The sequence below is a fragment of the Streptomyces sp. NPDC019224 genome, assembly GCF_040632605.1.
Taxonomy (GTDB): Bacteria; Actinomycetota; Actinomycetes; order Streptomycetales; family Streptomycetaceae; genus Streptomyces.
In genome coordinates this window covers 21,381-36,504 of record NZ_JBEYCF010000030.1, presented here as the reverse complement: position 1 = coordinate 36,504, position 15,124 = coordinate 21,381, and the positions used below count along the sequence as shown (strand labels likewise).

Genomic DNA, 15,124 nt, shown 5'->3' with positions numbered 1-15,124 from the left:
CGGGATGACGGTAGGACCAGTGGCCGAATGTACGAAATCCTGTGGTGGAGGGTGTACTGGACCGGACCGGGGAGGTGCCGGAGGAGATGAGGGAGGTGGCGGAGGTGCCGGAGCCGGCCGATGAGCAGCCCGCACGGGGGCTGGCGGCGCGGGTGCCCTTCCAGGTGGTGGAGGTGACGGGGCCCTCGATGGTGCCCACGCTCCACCACGGGGACTGGCTGCTCGTGCAGTACGGGGCGCCGGTGCGCCCCGGAGACGTGGTGATCCTGCGCCATCCGTTCCAGCAGGACCTGCTGGTGGTGAAGCGGGCCGTGGAGCGGCGGGCCGGCGGCTGGTGGGTGCTGGGGGACAACGGTTTCGCGGGCGGGGACAGCACGGATTACGGGACGGTGCCCGAGGAGCTGGTGCTGGCCAGGGCCCGGGTGCGGTACCGGCCGCTGACGAAGGATCAGCGCTCGCTGCGCGGGATGGCGGCCTGGGCGTTCTCCGCGGTGCGGCCGCTGTCGGCGGCGCGCTCGGTCTCCAGGCGCTTGCGGGCCCGGTAGGCGGCCACGTTGGCGCGGGTCGCGCAGCGGTCCGAGCAGTAGCGGCGGGAGCGGTTGGTCGAGGTGTCGAGGTAGGCGTTGCGGCACGGCGTCGCCTCGCACAGGCCGAGCCGGTCGACCCCGTACGAGGTGAGGTGGAAGGCCAGGCCCATGGCGGCGATCGCGGCGTAGCCCGCCGTGGCGTTGGACGGGTGGTCCGCGAGGTGCATGTGCCAGTCCGGCCTGCCGTCGGCGTCGCGGACGTCGTGGCCGGAGATCTGCGGGCTGACCGGGAACTCCATCAGCAGCGAGTTGAGCAGGTCGACCGCCAGCCGCTCGTCCCCGTCGTCGGCCGCCTCGAAGACCGCGCGCAGCCGGGCCCGTACGGACCGGAAACGGGTGACGTCGGCGTCGGTCGCGCGGCGGGCCGCCTGGCCGTTCGCGCCGAACAGGTCGCGGACCGCCTCGACCGAGGTCAGGACGTCCTTGTTGCGGGCCGGCTCCTCGGTGTTGACCAGGCGTACGGCGTAGTCCGAGTAATAGGCCAGTTCCACGAGTTGTCCTTACGGCGTCGGTCCAGGGGCGGGGCGGTGCGGCGTAATGGGTCGTTTAGCGTACAGGGTATTACGAACAGGGGGTGGGGTGCCGGGGCGGTCGCCGCGCCTCCCGAATTCCTCCCCCGCGTGCTGCAACCCGCCGTGCCGCCCACCGCACTGGAAGGGTGAGACGGTCCGCGCCTGCGGGCCAAGGGAAGGACACCGAGGATGCGGAGCGATGACCACGCCGCGCTGCACGCCTTCGTCGAGAGCAGACGGACCGCCCTGTTCCGCAGCGCGTTCCTGCTCTGCGGCGATCGGCACGAGGCCGAGGACCTGGTCCAGACGACTCTGGTCAAGGTGGTGCTCGGCGGGCGGCGGCACGGGCGGCTCGACAACATCGAGGCGTATGCGCGCAAGACCCTGGTCAACACCTTCATCGCCGCCCGCCGCCGGTTCTGGCGCCGCGAGCAGGCGTACGGGGAACTGCCGGAGCGGGCCGTCCAGGCGCCCGACACGGACACCGGCCTGGCGGTGCGGGCGGCGCTCGCCCGGCTCACGCCCAGGCAGCGGGCGGTCCTGGTGCTGCGCTACTGGGAGGACCTGAGCGTCGAGGCCACGGCCGAGACGCTCGGGATGCGGGAGAACACGGTCAAGAGCCACGCGGCTCGGGGGTTGGCGGCGCTGCGCGCCGAGATGGCGGAGGTACTGGTATGAGCGACGACGTGCGTGAACTGCTGGGGAAGGCCGCAGAGGACGCGGGGCGGCCGGGCGTCAGCACCGAGGCGGTCTACGCGAAGGCCGCACGGGTGCGGTGGCGGCGCCGGGCCGCGGTGTCGGCGGCGGCGGTCTGCGCGGTGGCGGCGGGGGCGTTCGTCGTGCCCCAGCTCTCCTCGGCGCCGGCCGACCCGCAGACCTCGTCGGTGGCGTCCCTGGCCGGCGGCGACATGCCCCGGGAGGTGGCCCTGGTCGAGCTGCTGCCCCAGGACGTCGGCACGGTCGATGAGGTCTCGTTCGTCGAGATCATCAAGCACGTCTCGCCGCCGCCGGACGAGCCGCCGAGGACCGGGCCGCTGGACGGGCAGTACGCGGTCCGCCGGGACGGCGGTGTCGGCTACCTGAGCATCGGCGTCATGGACGCGGAGGCCGTGCGGAGGAAGATGGGCGGCGGCGCGCCGTTCGACGACCTGTGCAAGCCGGGGAACGGGGAGCCGGCCCGTACCGACTGCGTCCGCGAGGAGCTGTCCGGGGGGCGGGTGCTCACCATCTGGAGCGACGACATGGACTACGGCGACGGCACCCCGCAGTGGGGCCCCGAGCTGACAGCCCGGCTCGTCCTCGCCGACGGGAGCCTGCTGGCCGTGCGGGACAGCACCGGCTTCGAGGACGACAGCGCGGCCGGCACCCCACAGGGCCCGCTCCTCAAGACCCCGCCGCTCGACCGTGCCGAGCTGCGGGAGCTGATGCTGCGTCCGGAGCTGCTGCCGCAGAAGTGACCCCGGGAGGGCGAAGGGGCGGTACGGACCGCGCTGGTCCGTACCGCCCCTTCCCGTACCGCTTAGAGCACCTTCGACAGGAACGACTTCGTCCGGTCGTGGTGCGGGTTGGTCAGGACGTCGCGGGGGTGGCCCGACTCGACCACCACGCCGTCGTCCATGAAGACCAGCGCGTCGCCGACTTCGCGGGCGAAGCCCATCTCGTGGGTGACGACGATCATCGTCATGCCGTCCTCGGCGAGGCCCCGCATCACGTCGAGGACGTCACCGACCAGCTCCGGGTCGAGCGCCGACGTGGGCTCGTCGAAGAGCATCAGCTTCGGCTCCATGGCCAGGGCCCGGGCGATGGCCACCCGCTGCTGCTGGCCGCCGGAGAGCTGCGAGGGGTAGTTCCCCGCCTTGTCGCCGAGGCCGACCCGGTCGAGCAGCCGCTCTGCGCGGGCCCGGGCGACCGCCTTGGCCTCGCGCTTCACCTGGACGGGCGCCTCCATGACGTTCTCCAGCGCCGTCATGTGCGGGAACAGGTTGAAGCGCTGGAAGACCATGCCGATGTCCCGGCGCTTCAGGGCGACTTCGCTGTCCTTGAGCTCGTAGAGCTTGTCGCCCTTCTGGCGGTAGCCCACCAGCTCGCCGTCGACGTACAGCCGTCCGGCGCTGATCTGCTCCAGGTGGTTGATGCACCGCAGGAACGTCGACTTGCCGGAACCGGACGGGCCGATCAGGCAGAAGACCTCCCGCGGCGCGACCTCCAGGTCGATGCCCTTGAGGATGTGCGCGGCGCCGAAGGACTTGTGGACACCCTCGGCCTTCACCATCGCGGTCATGCGATGCCTCCCTTCGGGCGGCCCACCGAGAGCACGGTGGCCCTCAGTTTCTGGAACGGGGTCGGCGGCAGGCTGCGGCTCGATCCACGCGCGTAGTACCGCTCCAGGTAGTACTGCCCGACGCTCAGCACCGAGGTCATGATCAGGTACCAGGCGGCGGCGAGGAAGTACATCTCCACCGGCGCCCCGGACGCCTGCCCGATGTCCTGGGCGTTCTTGAAGAGTTCGTAGAACTGCACGGCCGCCACCAGCGAGGTCGTCTTGAGCATGTTGATGACCTCGTTGCCCGTGGGCGGCACGATCACCCGCATGGCCTGCGGGATCACGACGCGCCGGAGGGTCTTGGCGTGGCTCATGCCCAGCGCGTGCGACGCCTCGGTCTGGCCCTCGTCCACCGACAGCAGACCGGCCCGGCAGATCTCCGCCATGTACGCGGCCTCGTTGAGGCCGAGCCCGAGCAGCGCCGTCAGCAGCGGCGTCATGAAGCTCGACCAGTAGTCCTTGTAGATCGGCCCGAGGTTGATGTACTCGAAGACCAGACCCAGGTTGAACCACACGAACAGCTGGACCAGGACCGGGGTGCCCCGGAAGAACCAGATGTAGAACCACGCGATGGACGAGGTCACCGGGTTCTTCGACAGGCGCATGACGGCGAGCAGGACGCCGCCGACCACGCCGATCAGCATCGACAGGGCGGTGAGCAACAGGGTCTGGCCCACACCGTCGATGATGCGGTCGTCGAAGAAGTAGTCCGGGATCGCGCCCCAGTTGATCCTGCCCTGGCTGAAGGCGTAAACGATCGAGGCGAGTACGGCGATGGCGACCAGCGCCGAGACGTACCGGCCGTAGTGCCGGACCGGGATGGCCCGGATGGCCTCCGGTACGGGCGCCGCCGCCGTGGCGGAGGATGCGGGCGGCTCGTCGGCCGGTCCCGTCTTCTTGATGTCAGTCACGGCTGATGCCTTTCAGCGCGGGATCCGGTCAGGACCCGCCGTTCACCTTGGCCTCGGTGACCGCACCGGCCTCGACGCCCCACTTGGCGATGATCTTCCCGTACTCGCCGTTCTCGATGATCTCGTCCATGGCCGCCTTGATGGCCTGGGTGAGCTTGTCGTTGCCCTTGGCGATCGCGATGCCGTACGGGGCCGCCTCGACCTGGTCGCCGACGATCTGGAAGTCCTTGCCGCCGCCCGAGGTCTTCACCGCGTACGCGGCGACCGGGAAGTCGGACGAGCCGGCGTCGGCGCCGCCCGAACGGATGCGGGTCTGGGCCTCCAGGTCGGTGTCGTACGCCTCGATGGCGATCTTCTTGCCACCGGCGCACTTCTTGGACTCGTCCTTGGCCAGGTCGTGCGAGACGGTGTTGCGCTGGACCGCGATCTTCTTGCCGCAGAGGTCGGCCCAGGTCTTGATCCCCTGGTCGTCACCCTTCTTGGTGTAGATCGAGACGCCGGCGGTGAAGTAGTCGACGAAGTCGACGCCCTCGCCGACCTTCTTCTTCGTCTCCGGGTCGATGCCCTCCTGGCGCTCCTTGCTGTCCGTCATCGCCGACATCGCGATGTCGTACCGCTTGGCGCGCAGGCCGGTGACCAGGGTGTCGAACGTGCCGTTCTCGAACTTGAACTCGACGCCCAGCACCTTGCCGAGCGCGGCGCCGAGGTCGGGGTCGATGCCCGCGGTGTTGCCGGACTTGTCCTTGAACTCGACCGGCGGGTAGGCGATGTCGGAGCCGACCCGGATGACGCCCTTGGCCTTGATGTCCGCGGGCAGCAGGTCGGCGGGGGAGGACGTCCCGGCCGAGGCGCCGGTGCTCGCCTTGGTCGATTCCTCGGCGCCGTTGTTCTTCGTCTGGTCGCCACAGGCGGTCAGCAGCATGGTGCCCGCGACCGCGAGGGCGCCGACCGCGGCGATGCGGGTCGTCGCGGCCGTACGACGGGTGAAACGTGCGGTCATGTTCGGGTTCCTCCGGCAGGTGGGGGTGGGTCGCCAGGCGGTATTGGCACACGGCGTCGGGTGTCGCCGCCTTGTGTGATTACGGCATGTTGCCATGCGGATTAGCCCGAACAGGGGGCCCGGCATGTCAAAATCGGGTAACGGGCGATCCCCGAACCTCTTGAGGCCGGCACACCACGGCCGGACCTTTTATGGGGTTTCCTTCTTGCGGCCGGAGGATCTGCGGCGTGTCCCGCGTGGCGGACTCAGGCCCGACACAAGGCTGACCTGTTGGAATGGCAGTTCACTATGAGCCATGTCACGGAGCGGATATGGACTCGTCCGTGACCAGGACCGTCCGGTAAGAAAGACCTTTACACCCCTCATCCGGGGCTCAGGGCGCGTGTGCGGCGCGCCCGCGCGTACGTATCTCCCCCTGCCGGTGCGGGCCAACCGCCGGGCGCAGGGCATGTACGCGGGTCCGCCCACCCCTCCTCAACCAGGAGTGGCCACCCTCAAACGATGAAGACTTAAGGGGTCAACACCATGGCAGCGGAGATCGTCAATCCTCGCAGCGACAGCACCACCGACAGCACCACCGACGAGCCGTTCGATCCGGCCTTCGCCCTCCACCGGGGCGGGAAGATGGCCGTGCGGGCCACCGTCCCGATCCGGGACAAGGACGACCTGTCCCTCGCGTACACGCCCGGCGTGGCGAAGGTGTGCAGCGCGATCGCCGAGAACCCCGAACTCGTTCACGACTACACCTGGAAGTCCCAGGTCGTCGCCGTCGTGACGGACGGGACGGCGGTGCTCGGCCTCGGCGACATCGGTCCCGAGGCGTCCCTCCCCGTGATGGAGGGCAAGGCGATCCTGTTCAAGCAGTTCGGCGGCGTGGACGCGGTGCCGATCGCGCTCGCGACCACCGACGCGGACGAGATCGTGGAGACCGTCGTCCGGCTCGCCCCCTCCTTCGGCGGGGTGAACCTGGAGGACATCTCGGCGCCGCGCTGCTTCGAGATCGAGCGCAAGCTCCAGGAGCGGCTCGACATCCCCGTCTTCCACGACGACCAGCACGGCACCGCGGTGGTCACGCTGGCCGCCCTGCGCAACGCCGCGAAGCTGTCCGGGCGCGGCCTGGGCGACCTGCGCGCCGTCATCTCCGGCGCCGGCGCGGCCGGTGTGGCCATCGCCAAGTTCCTGCTGGAGGCGGGGCTCGGTGACGTGGCCGTCGCCGACCGCAAGGGCATCGTCAGCCGGGACCGCGAGGACCTGACCGACGTCAAGCGGGAGCTGGCCGAGCTCACCAACCGGGCGGGCATCTCGGGCCCCCTGGAGGTGGCGCTCGCCGGGGCGGACGTCTTCATCGGCGTCTCCGGCGGTACGGTCCCGGAGGCGGCCGTGGCGTCGATGGCGCCCGGCGCGTTCGTCTTCGCGATGGCCAACCCGAACCCCGAGGTCCACCCGGACATCGCGCACAAGTACGCGTCCGTCGTGGCCACGGGCCGCTCGGACTACCCGAACCAGATCAACAACGTGCTGGCGTTCCCGGGGATCTTCGCGGGCGCGCTCCAGGTGCGGGCCTCCCGGATCACGGAGGGCATGAAGATCGCCGCGGCGAACGCGCTGGCCGACGTGGTCGGCGACGAGCTGGCGGCGGATTACGTGATCCCGTCGCCGTTCGACGAGCGGGTCGCCCCGGCGGTCACCGCGGCGGTGGCGGCGGCGGCGCGTGCGGAGGGCGTGGCCCGGCGCTGAGGTGTGCGGCGGGGGTCCGGAGGCGTGGCCCTTGCGGGGGCGCTGCCCCCGGACCCCCGCTCCTCAATCGCCGGAGGGGCTTGATTTCGCCGGTGTCGCCGCAGATCCGCAGCGGCAGAAGCGAAATGTAGCCTCGCCGGCGATTGAGGCGCGGGGGCCGGGGCAGAGCCCCGGTTTCGGGAAGGGGCGGGGTGGGGAACCGGCCCGCCGCAGGTGTTCCCGGTGCGCGGCGCGTCACACCCGCAGCCGGTTACGCGCCGGTATCCCGCCCCCTATCGTCGGCGGCATGTTCGCCGCCTACGCATCCCGCCTGGACCCCGCCCACCCCCTCGACGGCCTCGAACTGGGCGACCGCCCGGCGCCGCAGGACCGCCCCGGGTGGACCACCGTGAACGTCCGGGCCGCCTCCCTCAACCACCACGACCTCTGGTCCCTGCGCGGCATCGGCCTCGCCGAGGACAAGCTGCCGATGACCCTCGGCTGCGACGCCGCCGGAGTCGACCAGGACGGCAACGAGGTCGTCCTGCACTCCGTCATCGGCCAGACCGGCCACGGGGTCGGGCCGGACGAGCCCCGCTCGATCCTCACCGAGCGCTACCAGGGCACCTTCGCCGAGCAGGTCACCGTCCCCGCCCACAACGTGCTGCCCAAGCCCAGGGAGCTCAGCTTCGAGCAGGCCGCCTGCCTGCCGACCGCCTGGCTGACCGCGTACAGGATGCTCTTCACCAACGCCGGGGTCCGCCCCGGGGACTCCGTGCTCGTCCAGGGCGCCGGCGGCGGGGTCGCGACCGCCGCCATCGTGCTCGGCCGGGCCGCCGGGCTGCGGGTTTACGCCACCAGCCGCGACGAGGCCAAGCGCCGGCGGGCCGTCGAACTCGGTGCCGTGGAGGCGTACGAGCCGGGTGCGCGGCTGCCCCACCGGGTCGACGCCGTCATCGAGACGGTCGGCGCCGCCACCTGGTCGCACTCCGTCAAGTCGCTGCGCCCCGGCGGCACCCTGGTCATCTCCGGCGCCACCAGCGGCGACCGGCCCTCGCACGCCGAGCTCACCCGGATCTTCTTCCTGGAGCTGAAGGTCGTCGGCTCGACCATGGGCTCCAAGGACGAACTGGAGGACCTCCTCGCCTTCTGCGCCACCACCGGCGTGCGTCCCGTCATCGACGAGGTGCTGCCCCTGGACCGCGCCCGGGAGGGATTCGAACGCCTCGCGGCCGGCGACCAGTTCGGGAAGATCGTGCTCACTGTCAACAATGGTTGACATGGCCGGGATGTCAACGTAAGTTGACATCATGACCGAAGCGACGGATCTCGCCGAGCGGGCGGGCGACCGCGACCCCCGGGTGGGGCTGCGGTCGGTCGCCGCGCTGCGGCGGCTGCTGGAGCAGCTGGAAGCCGTACAAGTCAGGAGCGCCCGGGCCAAGGGGTGGTCATGGCAGGAGATCGCGGCCGAACTGGGTGTCAGCCGACAGGCCGTGCACAAGAAGTACGGGAGGCACTGATGTTCGAGCGATTCACCAAGGACGCCCGGGCCACGGTGACCGGTGCCGTGGAGCATGCCGAGCGGACCGGGGCCGACACGGTCGCCGAGGAACATCTGCTGTTCGCCCTGCTGGACCGGGACACCGGCCGGGCCTCCTTCGCGATCGCCGCGCTGGGCCTCGCGGACCGCAGGGACTCGGTGGCCGCCGCGCTCGCCGAGGTCCGCCGGCGCGGCGGCATGACCAGGGCCGACGCCGACGCCCTCGCGGACATCGGCATCGACCTCGCCGCGGTGGTCTCCCGCATCGAGGAGGCGCACGGAGAGGGGGCCCTGCGCGGGGGCGGCGGGGGCCGACGGCGGTGGACGGGCGGCCGTCCGTTCAGCCGGGAGGCGAAGAAGATCCTGGAGAAGTCGCTGCGCGTCGCGCTCGGCCGCGGCGACCGGTCCATCGGCGGGGAACACCTCCTGCTGGCACTCACCGCTTCCCCCGGCCCGGTCGCCGACGTGCTCGCCGACCACGGGGTGACGTACGCGTCGGCCGAGCGCGCGCTGTACGGGGCCGGGGCCGGCGACCGCGAGGCGGGCTGACCGGCGGGGGCCGGTCCGTCGGCCCCGTACCTACTTCTCCCCGTCCCCCCGCAGCACCGCGCCCATGCGCGCCGCCGCCGTCGCCAAGTGCCGGCGGACCTCCGCGAGCTGGGCCCCCGTCACCCCGTGGTCCCTGGCCGCGTCGCGGATCTCGTCGCGGAAGCGGTCGAGCAGCCGGTCCAGATCGCGGGCCGGGTCGCCGGTGCCGCCCGTGTCCCCGCCCCACTCCGGGTCGGTGTCCGCCGGCTCCGGCTTGACGTACGGCGCCCGGCTTCCCGTCCGGGCGAAGCCGCCCAGCTGGCCGGTGATCTCGGCCAGGCCCTCCCGGACCCCGGCCGGCCAGTCGCCCCGGGCGAAGTGCTCCTGGACCTGGCGTGCGGCGTTCTGCATCTGCTCGCGCGCCCTGTCCTGGGCCTCCTTGGCCTGGCGGCGGGCCTGCTGGGCGTCCTGGCGGGCCCGACGGGACTCGTCCTTCGCGCGGCGGGCCTGCTCCTTCCACTCCTGCCTGGCCTTGCGCAGCTCCTCCTTCGCGGTGTTCCACGCCTCCTTGTCGCGCAGGTCCGCGAAGTCGCCCAGGTCGCCGAGACCGCCGAACGGCGGCTTCTCGGCGCCGCCGCCGGACGGGTGGCGCGACTCGTCGGCGGCCGCCCGCATCTCGCTGCGCAGCTTGCCCGCCGCTCCGCGCACGTCGTCGCGCATCTCGGCGGCCAGCTCGGAGACGGACTCCCGGATCTCCAGCTCCAGGTCGGCGAGTTCGCCGGTGCGGCCGGCCAGTTCGGCGCGGCCGGCCTCGGTGATCGAGTAGACCTTGCGGCCGCCCTCGGTGGCGTGCGTGACCAGGCCCTCGGCCTCCAGCTTGGCCAGCCGGGGGTAGACCGTGCCGGCCGAGGGGGCGTAGAGGCCCTGGAAGCGCTCCTCCAGCAGCCGGATCACTTCGTAGCCGTGCCGGGGTGCCTCGTCGAGCAGTTTCAGGAGGTACAGCCGCAGCCGGCCGTGGGCGAATACGGGGGGCATGTCAGAGCACCTTTCCGGTCGGCTCGCCGTCGTACGGTTCCTCCTCGGCCGACGGGCGGCGCAGGAGCGCGATCGACCCCGAAACGGTCGTCGCCTTGAGGGTGCCGGCGCCGGAGCCCAGCGTTCCGGTGATCTTCTTCGCGCCCCACTGGCCGCTGACCCGCAGGTCCTCGAAGCCGTTGGAGACGGAACCGCTGGCGGTGTTCGCCTCGACCGTGGCGTCGGCGGGGTGGGGCAGCCGGATGGCGATCTCGCCGGAGACCGTGGTCAGCCGGATGTCGGTGGGCTTCCCGGCCGCGTCCACGTCGAGCACCATGCCGCCGCTGACGGACTCGGCCTTCACGGAGCTGCCCGCCCCCTCGACGACCGTCAGATCACCGGAGACCGACTTGAAACGCAGGTCGCCGGTGACGGACTGGGCCTCCACGCTGCCGGACACGGTCTCCGCGCCGACCGGCCCGGAGAGGTTGACGAGCGCGGTGTCGCCGGTGACGCCGCGTACCTCCGTACGGCCGCGGACCCCGGAGACGAAGGCCCCGGCCCCGACCGTGCCGACCTCCACCGCCGAGCCGGCCGGGACCGCGAGCGAGACGACCGCGTGGCGGCGCCATTCCCTGCGGTCGAACCACTTCAGCAGGTTCTGCCAGGACAGGTCCTCGTAGGCCACGGTCAGGACGCCGTCCTCCAGCGTCACGAGCAGCGGCGGGCCGTCGATCGCGGAGACCTCCAGGCGCGCGGCCGGCTCGTCGGTGCCGACCACGTTGACCGTGCCGTTGACGACGCGCACCTTCAGCGCGGTCACCGGTTCCTCGAAGGTCAGCTTCCGGGGCTCGGCGACGGACCATGTCGGGACAGGCATGGATCTGACCTCCTGGACGGCGCGGACGACGCAACATATCGCGTCTCTTGAACAACACGATATATCGCGGATTCGGGAAGTCAAGGAAGAGTGGAGGCCGGGGCATGGCTCGAAGGGTGCAAAAGCCCCGGAGATGGGCAAAGTGACCTACCGTGTGACCCATGGACGCGAGCTCACCCGCGGGTGCCCTGCTGCTGTGCCGGACCGCGCCGGACGCCGTGCGCCCGGTCGCGCAACTCCTGCGCGAACCGCTGCTGCTCGCGCCGGCCGGGCAGAGGTGGAGCGTTCTCGTACCCGAGGGCGAGCCCTGGCGGGGCGGCCGCCGCGCACGGTCCGGGGCGGGCGGGGCCGCCGAACCGGTCGACCGGGTGCTGGGCGGCTGGGCCACCGCGCTCGCGGTCGGCTCCACCTGGCCGGTGCTCGCGCTGTGGTGGGACGGCGACCGGGCCGGATACACCCTCGCTTCGGGATTCCGCCGCCCGGTGGGCTACGTCTGGCTCGCGGACGGCACCCCGGCAGGCGAGGACGAGGCGATGCGTACGTTCGCCGAGCGGCTCGGGCTCGACCCCGTACTGGACGTGCAGTCGCTCGAAGCGCTCACCCGCGCCGATCCGGACGCCGACGCCCGGGCCCGGCTGCGCGGGCTGCTCGCCGTGCTCACCCGCACCGGCCTCGCGCTCCCGGCCGGACTCGAGCCCGGCGTCCGGCCGGTGCCGGGGAGCGGGGCGTGGGAAGGGGCCGAGCGCATCGAGTGGGCCGGCTGGCGCGACGCGGTCAGGGTCGACCTGGGTGCGGTGGAGAGCAGCCGGCTGGGGCCGTGGGTGCGCGGCCCCCGGGCGCGGGCCCTGGCGGGCGCCCAGCTCGCCGCCGGACTGCCGCTCGCCCTGTGGGGAGCGGCCCGGCGCAGGGGCGGCTGGGCCTTCGCCGGGGCGCTTCTGACGGCGCACGGGGCGCTGGGTCTCGCGTACGACCGCGTCCGCGACGGCGGCCCCGGCGGGGGAGGGACGGACTGACCGGACCGGCTACTCGTCCTCGTCCTCGTCGTCCAGCCGGGCCAGCCAGGTCGCGAGGCGCTCGACCGGCACCTCGAAGTCGGGATTCAGGTCGACGAACGTACGAAGCTGCTCGGCGAGCCACTCGAACGTGACCTCTTCCTCGCCTCGCCGCTTCTCCAGCTCCTCGATACCGCGGTCGGTGAAGTACATGGTGCAAGTCTAGTGCCGTGGCAAACCCTGGCTGCGCGGCACCGGAACGGTCTCCGAGGGCTTCTCCCGCCCGCTGCCCCTCCTCGTCGATCTACCCCTCCTCCGCCGACTACGGCCGTTAATCTGCGGGTAGTTGGCGAACGGGGGGTTGTCATGAGCGACAGTAGGTCCCGTATTACGCGCATTGAGCTGCCGGACGGCACGCCGGTCTGGGCCAGGATCTCCGGGGCCGAGGAACTGACCGGTCCGGCGCCCGGCGGCGGGCCGACCTACACGGACACCGGCTTCGGGGACCTCGCGGACCAGGTGCAGGCCCGCGTCGAGAGCCTGCACTCCGTGGTGACCGGCGTGGCGCGCTCGCTCGCCGTGCCGCTGCGCGCGGTGCGGCCGGACGAGGTGAGCGTCGAGTTCGGCATCGAGCTGACCGCCAAGTCCGGCAAGATCGTCGGACTGCTCGCGGACGGCGAGGCCAAGGCCGCCATCACGGTCACGCTCACCTGGAACGGCGGCGGGCCCCCGGTCGACGCGCCGCCGCCCGCCCCCGTGCCCGCGCCGCCGCCCGCCCCGGACCCCGCGCCCGTGCCGCCGCCCGTCCCCTTCGCGCCCCCCGTACCCCCGCCCGCCGCGCCACCGGGCGCGGGCGCACCTCTCGGCTTCCCGCCCGCCGGGGCATCCCCCGGCGCACCGGCACACCCGGGCGGAGCGGACGGCACCGACGGCGGCGGGGCATGACCTCCGAGGACCGAGGGGGCGCAGAGGGGGTACTCGGCCCCGCCCAGGCTGCCCTCATGGACCTCGTGCAGGACGCCACCGTACGCATCCATCGCCCGCCGTCCGGGTATGCCCAGGACGGGCCGGAAGGGGACTTCCTGGGCAGCGGCTTCTTCGTCGCACCCAGCTGGGTCCTCACGTGCGCGCACGTGGCGATGCGGGGGGAGGGCGGCATGGTGGGCGTGTGGTTCAAGGAGGACAGCTACAGCACGGAACTGACCGAGGTGCCCGGCAAGGTCGTCGCCGCCATGCCCGGCACCCGGCCCCCGGGAGCGGGCGGCTGGCCGGCCCCCGACCTCGCGCTCATCCAGCTCCAGCGGCCCGTGGAGCACCCCTGTGTGTACGTCACCGAGCGGTCCGAGGCGATGCTCCGCAGCCGCGAGGTGCGCTGCGTGGGCTGGGTGCCCGGACAGGGCGGCGGTCTCCGGAACCGCAGCGGCGTCTGCGTCGTGAAGGGTTCGTACGGGGGATCGGGCGACGCCGAGCAGGTGGTCAGGCTCGACGGTGACTGGGTGGAGCTCGGCATGTCCGGCGGCCCGCTGGTCGACCTCGCCCGGGGCGAGGTCGTCGGCGTCATCAAGTCGCAGATCAACGGCCACCAGGGCGGCACCGCCGTCGGCATCGAGCGCCTGCGCACCCTGGAGGTGCCGGCCGGTGCCGTCGAGACCGAGACCGACGACATCTACCAGTCCGTCTTCCACGCCCACGACCGCTACCACGCCGACCGGCACACCAGCTCCGCCGGGACCGAACGGACCTGGACCGACGCGCAGAGCGACCTGCCCGCCCCGCCCGGCGGCGTCCTCGGCCCCAAGGTGCGCGCCGAACTGCTCGGCCGGCTGGCCGAGCTGCCGCCCCCGGCGAGCACCCGCGCCCTGCTGACGCTGCTCGACCGGCTGCCCGGGGTGTACGCGCGCGGCCACCGCCCGGCCCCGCGCGCCTGGCGCGACGGACTCGGCGCCCTGTACGACGCCCGCGCCCGCGACCGTGAGGCCAGGTTCGAACTAATCGTGCGCTACTGCATGGGCGTCCTCGCGGCCGACCGGCCCTGCGGCCAGCTCTCCGTACGGAACGCCAAGGCGCTGTGGGGCTGGGTCAAGCGCGTCGCGGAGGTCGAACTGCCCAGGGACCTGCGCCGGCAGCTCGGCGTGGAGTGGGCCGAGATCCGGCTGCGCCTGGAGCAGAACCGCCAGCAGGCCGCCCGCGCCCCGGCGGGCGAGCCCGTCCTGTACGGCGAACGCGACTGCGTCGTGCTGCACGTGGACGTCCAGTACTGGGCCCCCGACCAGTACGACTGGCGGGTCGCCGTGGACCGCCGGGCGGGGGAGGCGGAGCCCGTCGACGAGGACAGCCGCGGCGCCCCGCTCGGCACCGTCCCGGACCGGCTGGCCGCCGCGCTCACCGAGGCGTTCCGCCGGTGCGACGAGCCGGGCAGCCCGGCCATGCTCCAGGTCGTCGTCGCGCCCACGCTGTTCGGACTCCCGGTCGACGACTGGGTGCTGCCGCCGTCCGGGCAGCGGCTCGGAGCCGTACGCCCGGTGGTGCTGCGCAGCCCGTACCAGGGCGCCGCCGACGAGCGGCCGGCCCGCTGGGCCGCCGGGCTCACGACGGACATACAGGCCGAAATCGTCGACTGCGAGGACGAATTGAGGGTACGAGTGCCTGAGGCGGCGCGGTTGCGCACCCTGGCCCACGAGACCGTGCCCGTCCTGTGCCGCTACGGAAGCCGGCCGGACCCCGACATCACGGCCGGGGTGGTGCGGCTGCTCGACAGCGGCTTCAAAGTGGCCCTGCTCCAGCGGCGGACGGCGGAGGCCGGCACGGTCTGCAAGGAGTTCCACCGGCGCGTGGCCGAGGCGGTGTCGGACACCCGCACCCACGACCGGCTGCCGTGGAAGATCCATGAACTGAGAAGAGGGGTGAGCGCGGGGCGGACGGAGATGTACTGGTCCGCCGGCGCCGCCCTCTACTACGACGACCCGCACCGTCCGCTGCCTGGCTCCGACTTCCTGGAGGCGCCGTGAGCCACCGCCCGCCGCACCACCCGCGCTTGCGAACCGGGCTTCCCCTTACGGGGGTTGGGCCGGATCGCTACGGTAAGGCACGTTCGACGGATGCCGCCCGTGGCGGACGAGTG

At 72.4% G+C, this 15,124-nt stretch carries 17 protein-coding genes; 10 read left to right on the top strand and 7 right to left on the bottom strand.

Annotated features, from left to right (window positions below; genetic code table 11):
- The first annotated feature begins 86 nt into the window (after positions 1-86).
- The gene (sodX, locus tag ABZ564_RS20120; RefSeq protein ID WP_360858083.1) at positions 87-545 is read left to right on the top strand and encodes a nickel-type superoxide dismutase maturation protease; all 459 of its coding nucleotides are present in this window, start codon (positions 87-89) and stop codon (positions 543-545) included.
- Here the strand turns inward: sodX and ABZ564_RS20115 are convergent.
- On the bottom strand, positions 449-1,078 hold the full coding sequence (locus tag ABZ564_RS20115; protein ID WP_360857976.1) for a CGNR zinc finger domain-containing protein: 630 nt from the start codon (positions 1,076-1,078) through the stop codon (positions 449-451). The genes sodX and ABZ564_RS20115 overlap by 97 nt on opposite strands.
- Positions 1,079-1,288: 210 nt before the next feature.
- On the opposite strand from ABZ564_RS20115, the gene ABZ564_RS20110 reads away from it, so the two are divergent.
- Together ABZ564_RS20110 and ABZ564_RS20105 are read left to right on the top strand one after the other, a co-directional pair.
- Positions 1,289-1,777, top strand: a complete 489-nt coding sequence (locus ABZ564_RS20110) for a SigE family RNA polymerase sigma factor (RefSeq protein ID WP_360857973.1) — start codon at positions 1,289-1,291, stop codon at positions 1,775-1,777.
- Positions 1,774-2,556: a hypothetical protein gene (locus ABZ564_RS20105; protein WP_360857970.1), complete on the top strand. Its 783-nt coding sequence runs from the start codon at positions 1,774-1,776 to the stop codon at positions 2,554-2,556. The genes ABZ564_RS20110 and ABZ564_RS20105 overlap by 4 nt, the downstream gene beginning before the upstream one ends.
- Before the next feature lie 62 nt (positions 2,557-2,618).
- On the opposite strand, the gene ABZ564_RS20100 is transcribed toward ABZ564_RS20105, so the two are convergent.
- The 3 genes from ABZ564_RS20100 to ABZ564_RS20090 are packed head-to-tail and all read right to left on the bottom strand — an operon-like array spanning position 2,619 to position 5,333.
- Positions 2,619-3,380, bottom strand: coding sequence for an amino acid ABC transporter ATP-binding protein (locus tag ABZ564_RS20100; protein WP_360857967.1), 762 nt, complete (start codon positions 3,378-3,380; stop codon positions 2,619-2,621).
- Positions 3,377-4,333, bottom strand: a complete 957-nt coding sequence (locus tag ABZ564_RS20095; RefSeq protein ID WP_360857964.1) for an amino acid ABC transporter permease — start codon at positions 4,331-4,333, stop codon at positions 3,377-3,379. Before ABZ564_RS20095 ends, ABZ564_RS20100 begins: the two co-directional genes overlap by 4 nt.
- Positions 4,334-4,361: 28 nt before the next feature.
- Positions 4,362-5,333 carry an ABC transporter substrate-binding protein gene (locus ABZ564_RS20090; protein ID WP_360857961.1) on the bottom strand — a complete coding sequence of 324 codons (972 nt, stop codon included), beginning with the start codon at positions 5,331-5,333 and terminating at the stop codon, positions 4,362-4,364.
- Between the two features lie 525 nt (positions 5,334-5,858).
- On the opposite strand from ABZ564_RS20090, the gene ABZ564_RS20085 reads away from it, so the two are divergent.
- The 4 genes from ABZ564_RS20085 (at position 5,859) to ABZ564_RS20070 (ending at position 9,138) form a co-directional block, all read left to right on the top strand.
- The gene (locus ABZ564_RS20085) at positions 5,859-7,070 is read left to right on the top strand and encodes an NADP-dependent malic enzyme (protein WP_360857958.1); all 1,212 of its coding nucleotides are present in this window, start codon (positions 5,859-5,861) and stop codon (positions 7,068-7,070) included.
- A 286-nt stretch (positions 7,071-7,356) separates the two neighbouring features.
- A complete protein-coding gene (locus tag ABZ564_RS20080; RefSeq protein ID WP_360857955.1) occupies positions 7,357-8,328 on the top strand; it encodes a zinc-binding dehydrogenase in 972 nt (323 codons plus the stop codon).
- Positions 8,329-8,359: 31 nt separating this feature from the next.
- On the top strand, positions 8,360-8,569 hold the full coding sequence (locus tag ABZ564_RS20075) for a helix-turn-helix domain-containing protein (RefSeq protein WP_018102716.1): 210 nt from the start codon (positions 8,360-8,362) through the stop codon (positions 8,567-8,569).
- Positions 8,569-9,138 (top strand): Clp protease N-terminal domain-containing protein, encoded by a 570-nt coding sequence (locus ABZ564_RS20070; RefSeq protein WP_360857952.1) that lies wholly within the window; start codon positions 8,569-8,571, stop codon positions 9,136-9,138. The genes ABZ564_RS20075 and ABZ564_RS20070 overlap by 1 nt, the downstream gene beginning before the upstream one ends.
- Positions 9,139-9,168: 30 nt before the next feature.
- Here ABZ564_RS20070 and ABZ564_RS20065 read toward each other — a convergent pair whose 3' ends face one another.
- Together ABZ564_RS20065 and ABZ564_RS20060 are read right to left on the bottom strand one after the other, a co-directional pair.
- A complete protein-coding gene (locus tag ABZ564_RS20065) occupies positions 9,169-10,152 on the bottom strand; it encodes a helix-turn-helix transcriptional regulator (RefSeq protein ID WP_360857950.1) in 984 nt (327 codons plus the stop codon).
- A gap of 1 nt (position 10,153) precedes the next feature.
- The gene (locus ABZ564_RS20060) at positions 10,154-11,011 is read right to left on the bottom strand and encodes a DUF4097 family beta strand repeat-containing protein (protein WP_360857947.1); all 858 of its coding nucleotides are present in this window, start codon (positions 11,009-11,011) and stop codon (positions 10,154-10,156) included.
- A 161-nt stretch (positions 11,012-11,172) separates the two neighbouring features.
- On the opposite strand from ABZ564_RS20060, the gene ABZ564_RS20055 reads away from it, so the two are divergent.
- Entirely contained in the window at positions 11,173-12,024 is an 852-nt protein-coding gene (locus ABZ564_RS20055) for a hypothetical protein (protein ID WP_360857944.1), read from the top strand.
- 9 nt (positions 12,025-12,033) lie between these two features.
- Here ABZ564_RS20055 and ABZ564_RS20050 read toward each other — a convergent pair whose 3' ends face one another.
- Entirely contained in the window at positions 12,034-12,216 is a 183-nt protein-coding gene (locus ABZ564_RS20050; RefSeq protein ID WP_003961784.1) for a DUF6104 family protein, read from the bottom strand.
- Between the two features lie 153 nt (positions 12,217-12,369).
- Between ABZ564_RS20050 and ABZ564_RS20045 the strand changes: the two genes are divergently transcribed.
- Positions 12,370-12,948, top strand: coding sequence for a CU044_2847 family protein (locus tag ABZ564_RS20045; RefSeq protein WP_360857941.1), 579 nt, complete (start codon positions 12,370-12,372; stop codon positions 12,946-12,948).
- 56 nt (positions 12,949-13,004) lie between these two features.
- Complete coding sequence (locus ABZ564_RS20040) at positions 13,005-15,011, top strand: trypsin-like peptidase domain-containing protein (protein WP_360857938.1); 2,007 nt, start codon at positions 13,005-13,007, stop codon at positions 15,009-15,011.
- Positions 15,012-15,124 lie beyond the last annotated feature (113 nt).

Bases quoted from the DNA above. Each gene is read 5' to 3' on its own strand.
- ABZ564_RS20040 (WP_360857938.1), top strand. From the start codon at position 13,005: ATGGACCTCGTGCAGGACGCCACCGTACGCATCCATCGCCCGCCGTCC.
- ABZ564_RS20105 (WP_360857970.1), top strand. From the start codon at position 1,774: ATGAGCGACGACGTGCGTGAACTGCTGGGGAAGGCCGCAGAGGACGCG.
- ABZ564_RS20085 (WP_360857958.1), top strand. From the start codon at position 5,859: ATGGCAGCGGAGATCGTCAATCCTCGCAGCGACAGCACCACCGACAGC.
- ABZ564_RS20075 (WP_018102716.1), top strand. From the start codon at position 8,360: ATGACCGAAGCGACGGATCTCGCCGAGCGGGCGGGCGACCGCGACCCC.
- ABZ564_RS20065 (WP_360857950.1), bottom strand. From the start codon at position 10,152: ATGCCCCCCGTATTCGCCCACGGCCGGCTGCGGCTGTACCTCCTGAAA.
- ABZ564_RS20080 (WP_360857955.1), top strand. From the start codon at position 7,357: ATGTTCGCCGCCTACGCATCCCGCCTGGACCCCGCCCACCCCCTCGAC.
- ABZ564_RS20100 (WP_360857967.1), bottom strand. From the start codon at position 3,380: ATGACCGCGATGGTGAAGGCCGAGGGTGTCCACAAGTCCTTCGGCGCC.
- ABZ564_RS20050 (WP_003961784.1), bottom strand. From the start codon at position 12,216: ATGTACTTCACCGACCGCGGTATCGAGGAGCTGGAGAAGCGGCGAGGC.
- ABZ564_RS20060 (WP_360857947.1), bottom strand. From the start codon at position 11,011: ATGCCTGTCCCGACATGGTCCGTCGCCGAGCCCCGGAAGCTGACCTTC.
- sodX (WP_360858083.1), top strand. From the start codon at position 87: ATGAGGGAGGTGGCGGAGGTGCCGGAGCCGGCCGATGAGCAGCCCGCA.
- ABZ564_RS20045 (WP_360857941.1), top strand. From the start codon at position 12,370: ATGAGCGACAGTAGGTCCCGTATTACGCGCATTGAGCTGCCGGACGGC.
- ABZ564_RS20055 (WP_360857944.1), top strand. From the start codon at position 11,173: ATGGACGCGAGCTCACCCGCGGGTGCCCTGCTGCTGTGCCGGACCGCG.
- ABZ564_RS20090 (WP_360857961.1), bottom strand. From the start codon at position 5,333: ATGACCGCACGTTTCACCCGTCGTACGGCCGCGACGACCCGCATCGCC.
- ABZ564_RS20110 (WP_360857973.1), top strand. From the start codon at position 1,289: ATGCGGAGCGATGACCACGCCGCGCTGCACGCCTTCGTCGAGAGCAGA.
- ABZ564_RS20070 (WP_360857952.1), top strand. From the start codon at position 8,569: ATGTTCGAGCGATTCACCAAGGACGCCCGGGCCACGGTGACCGGTGCC.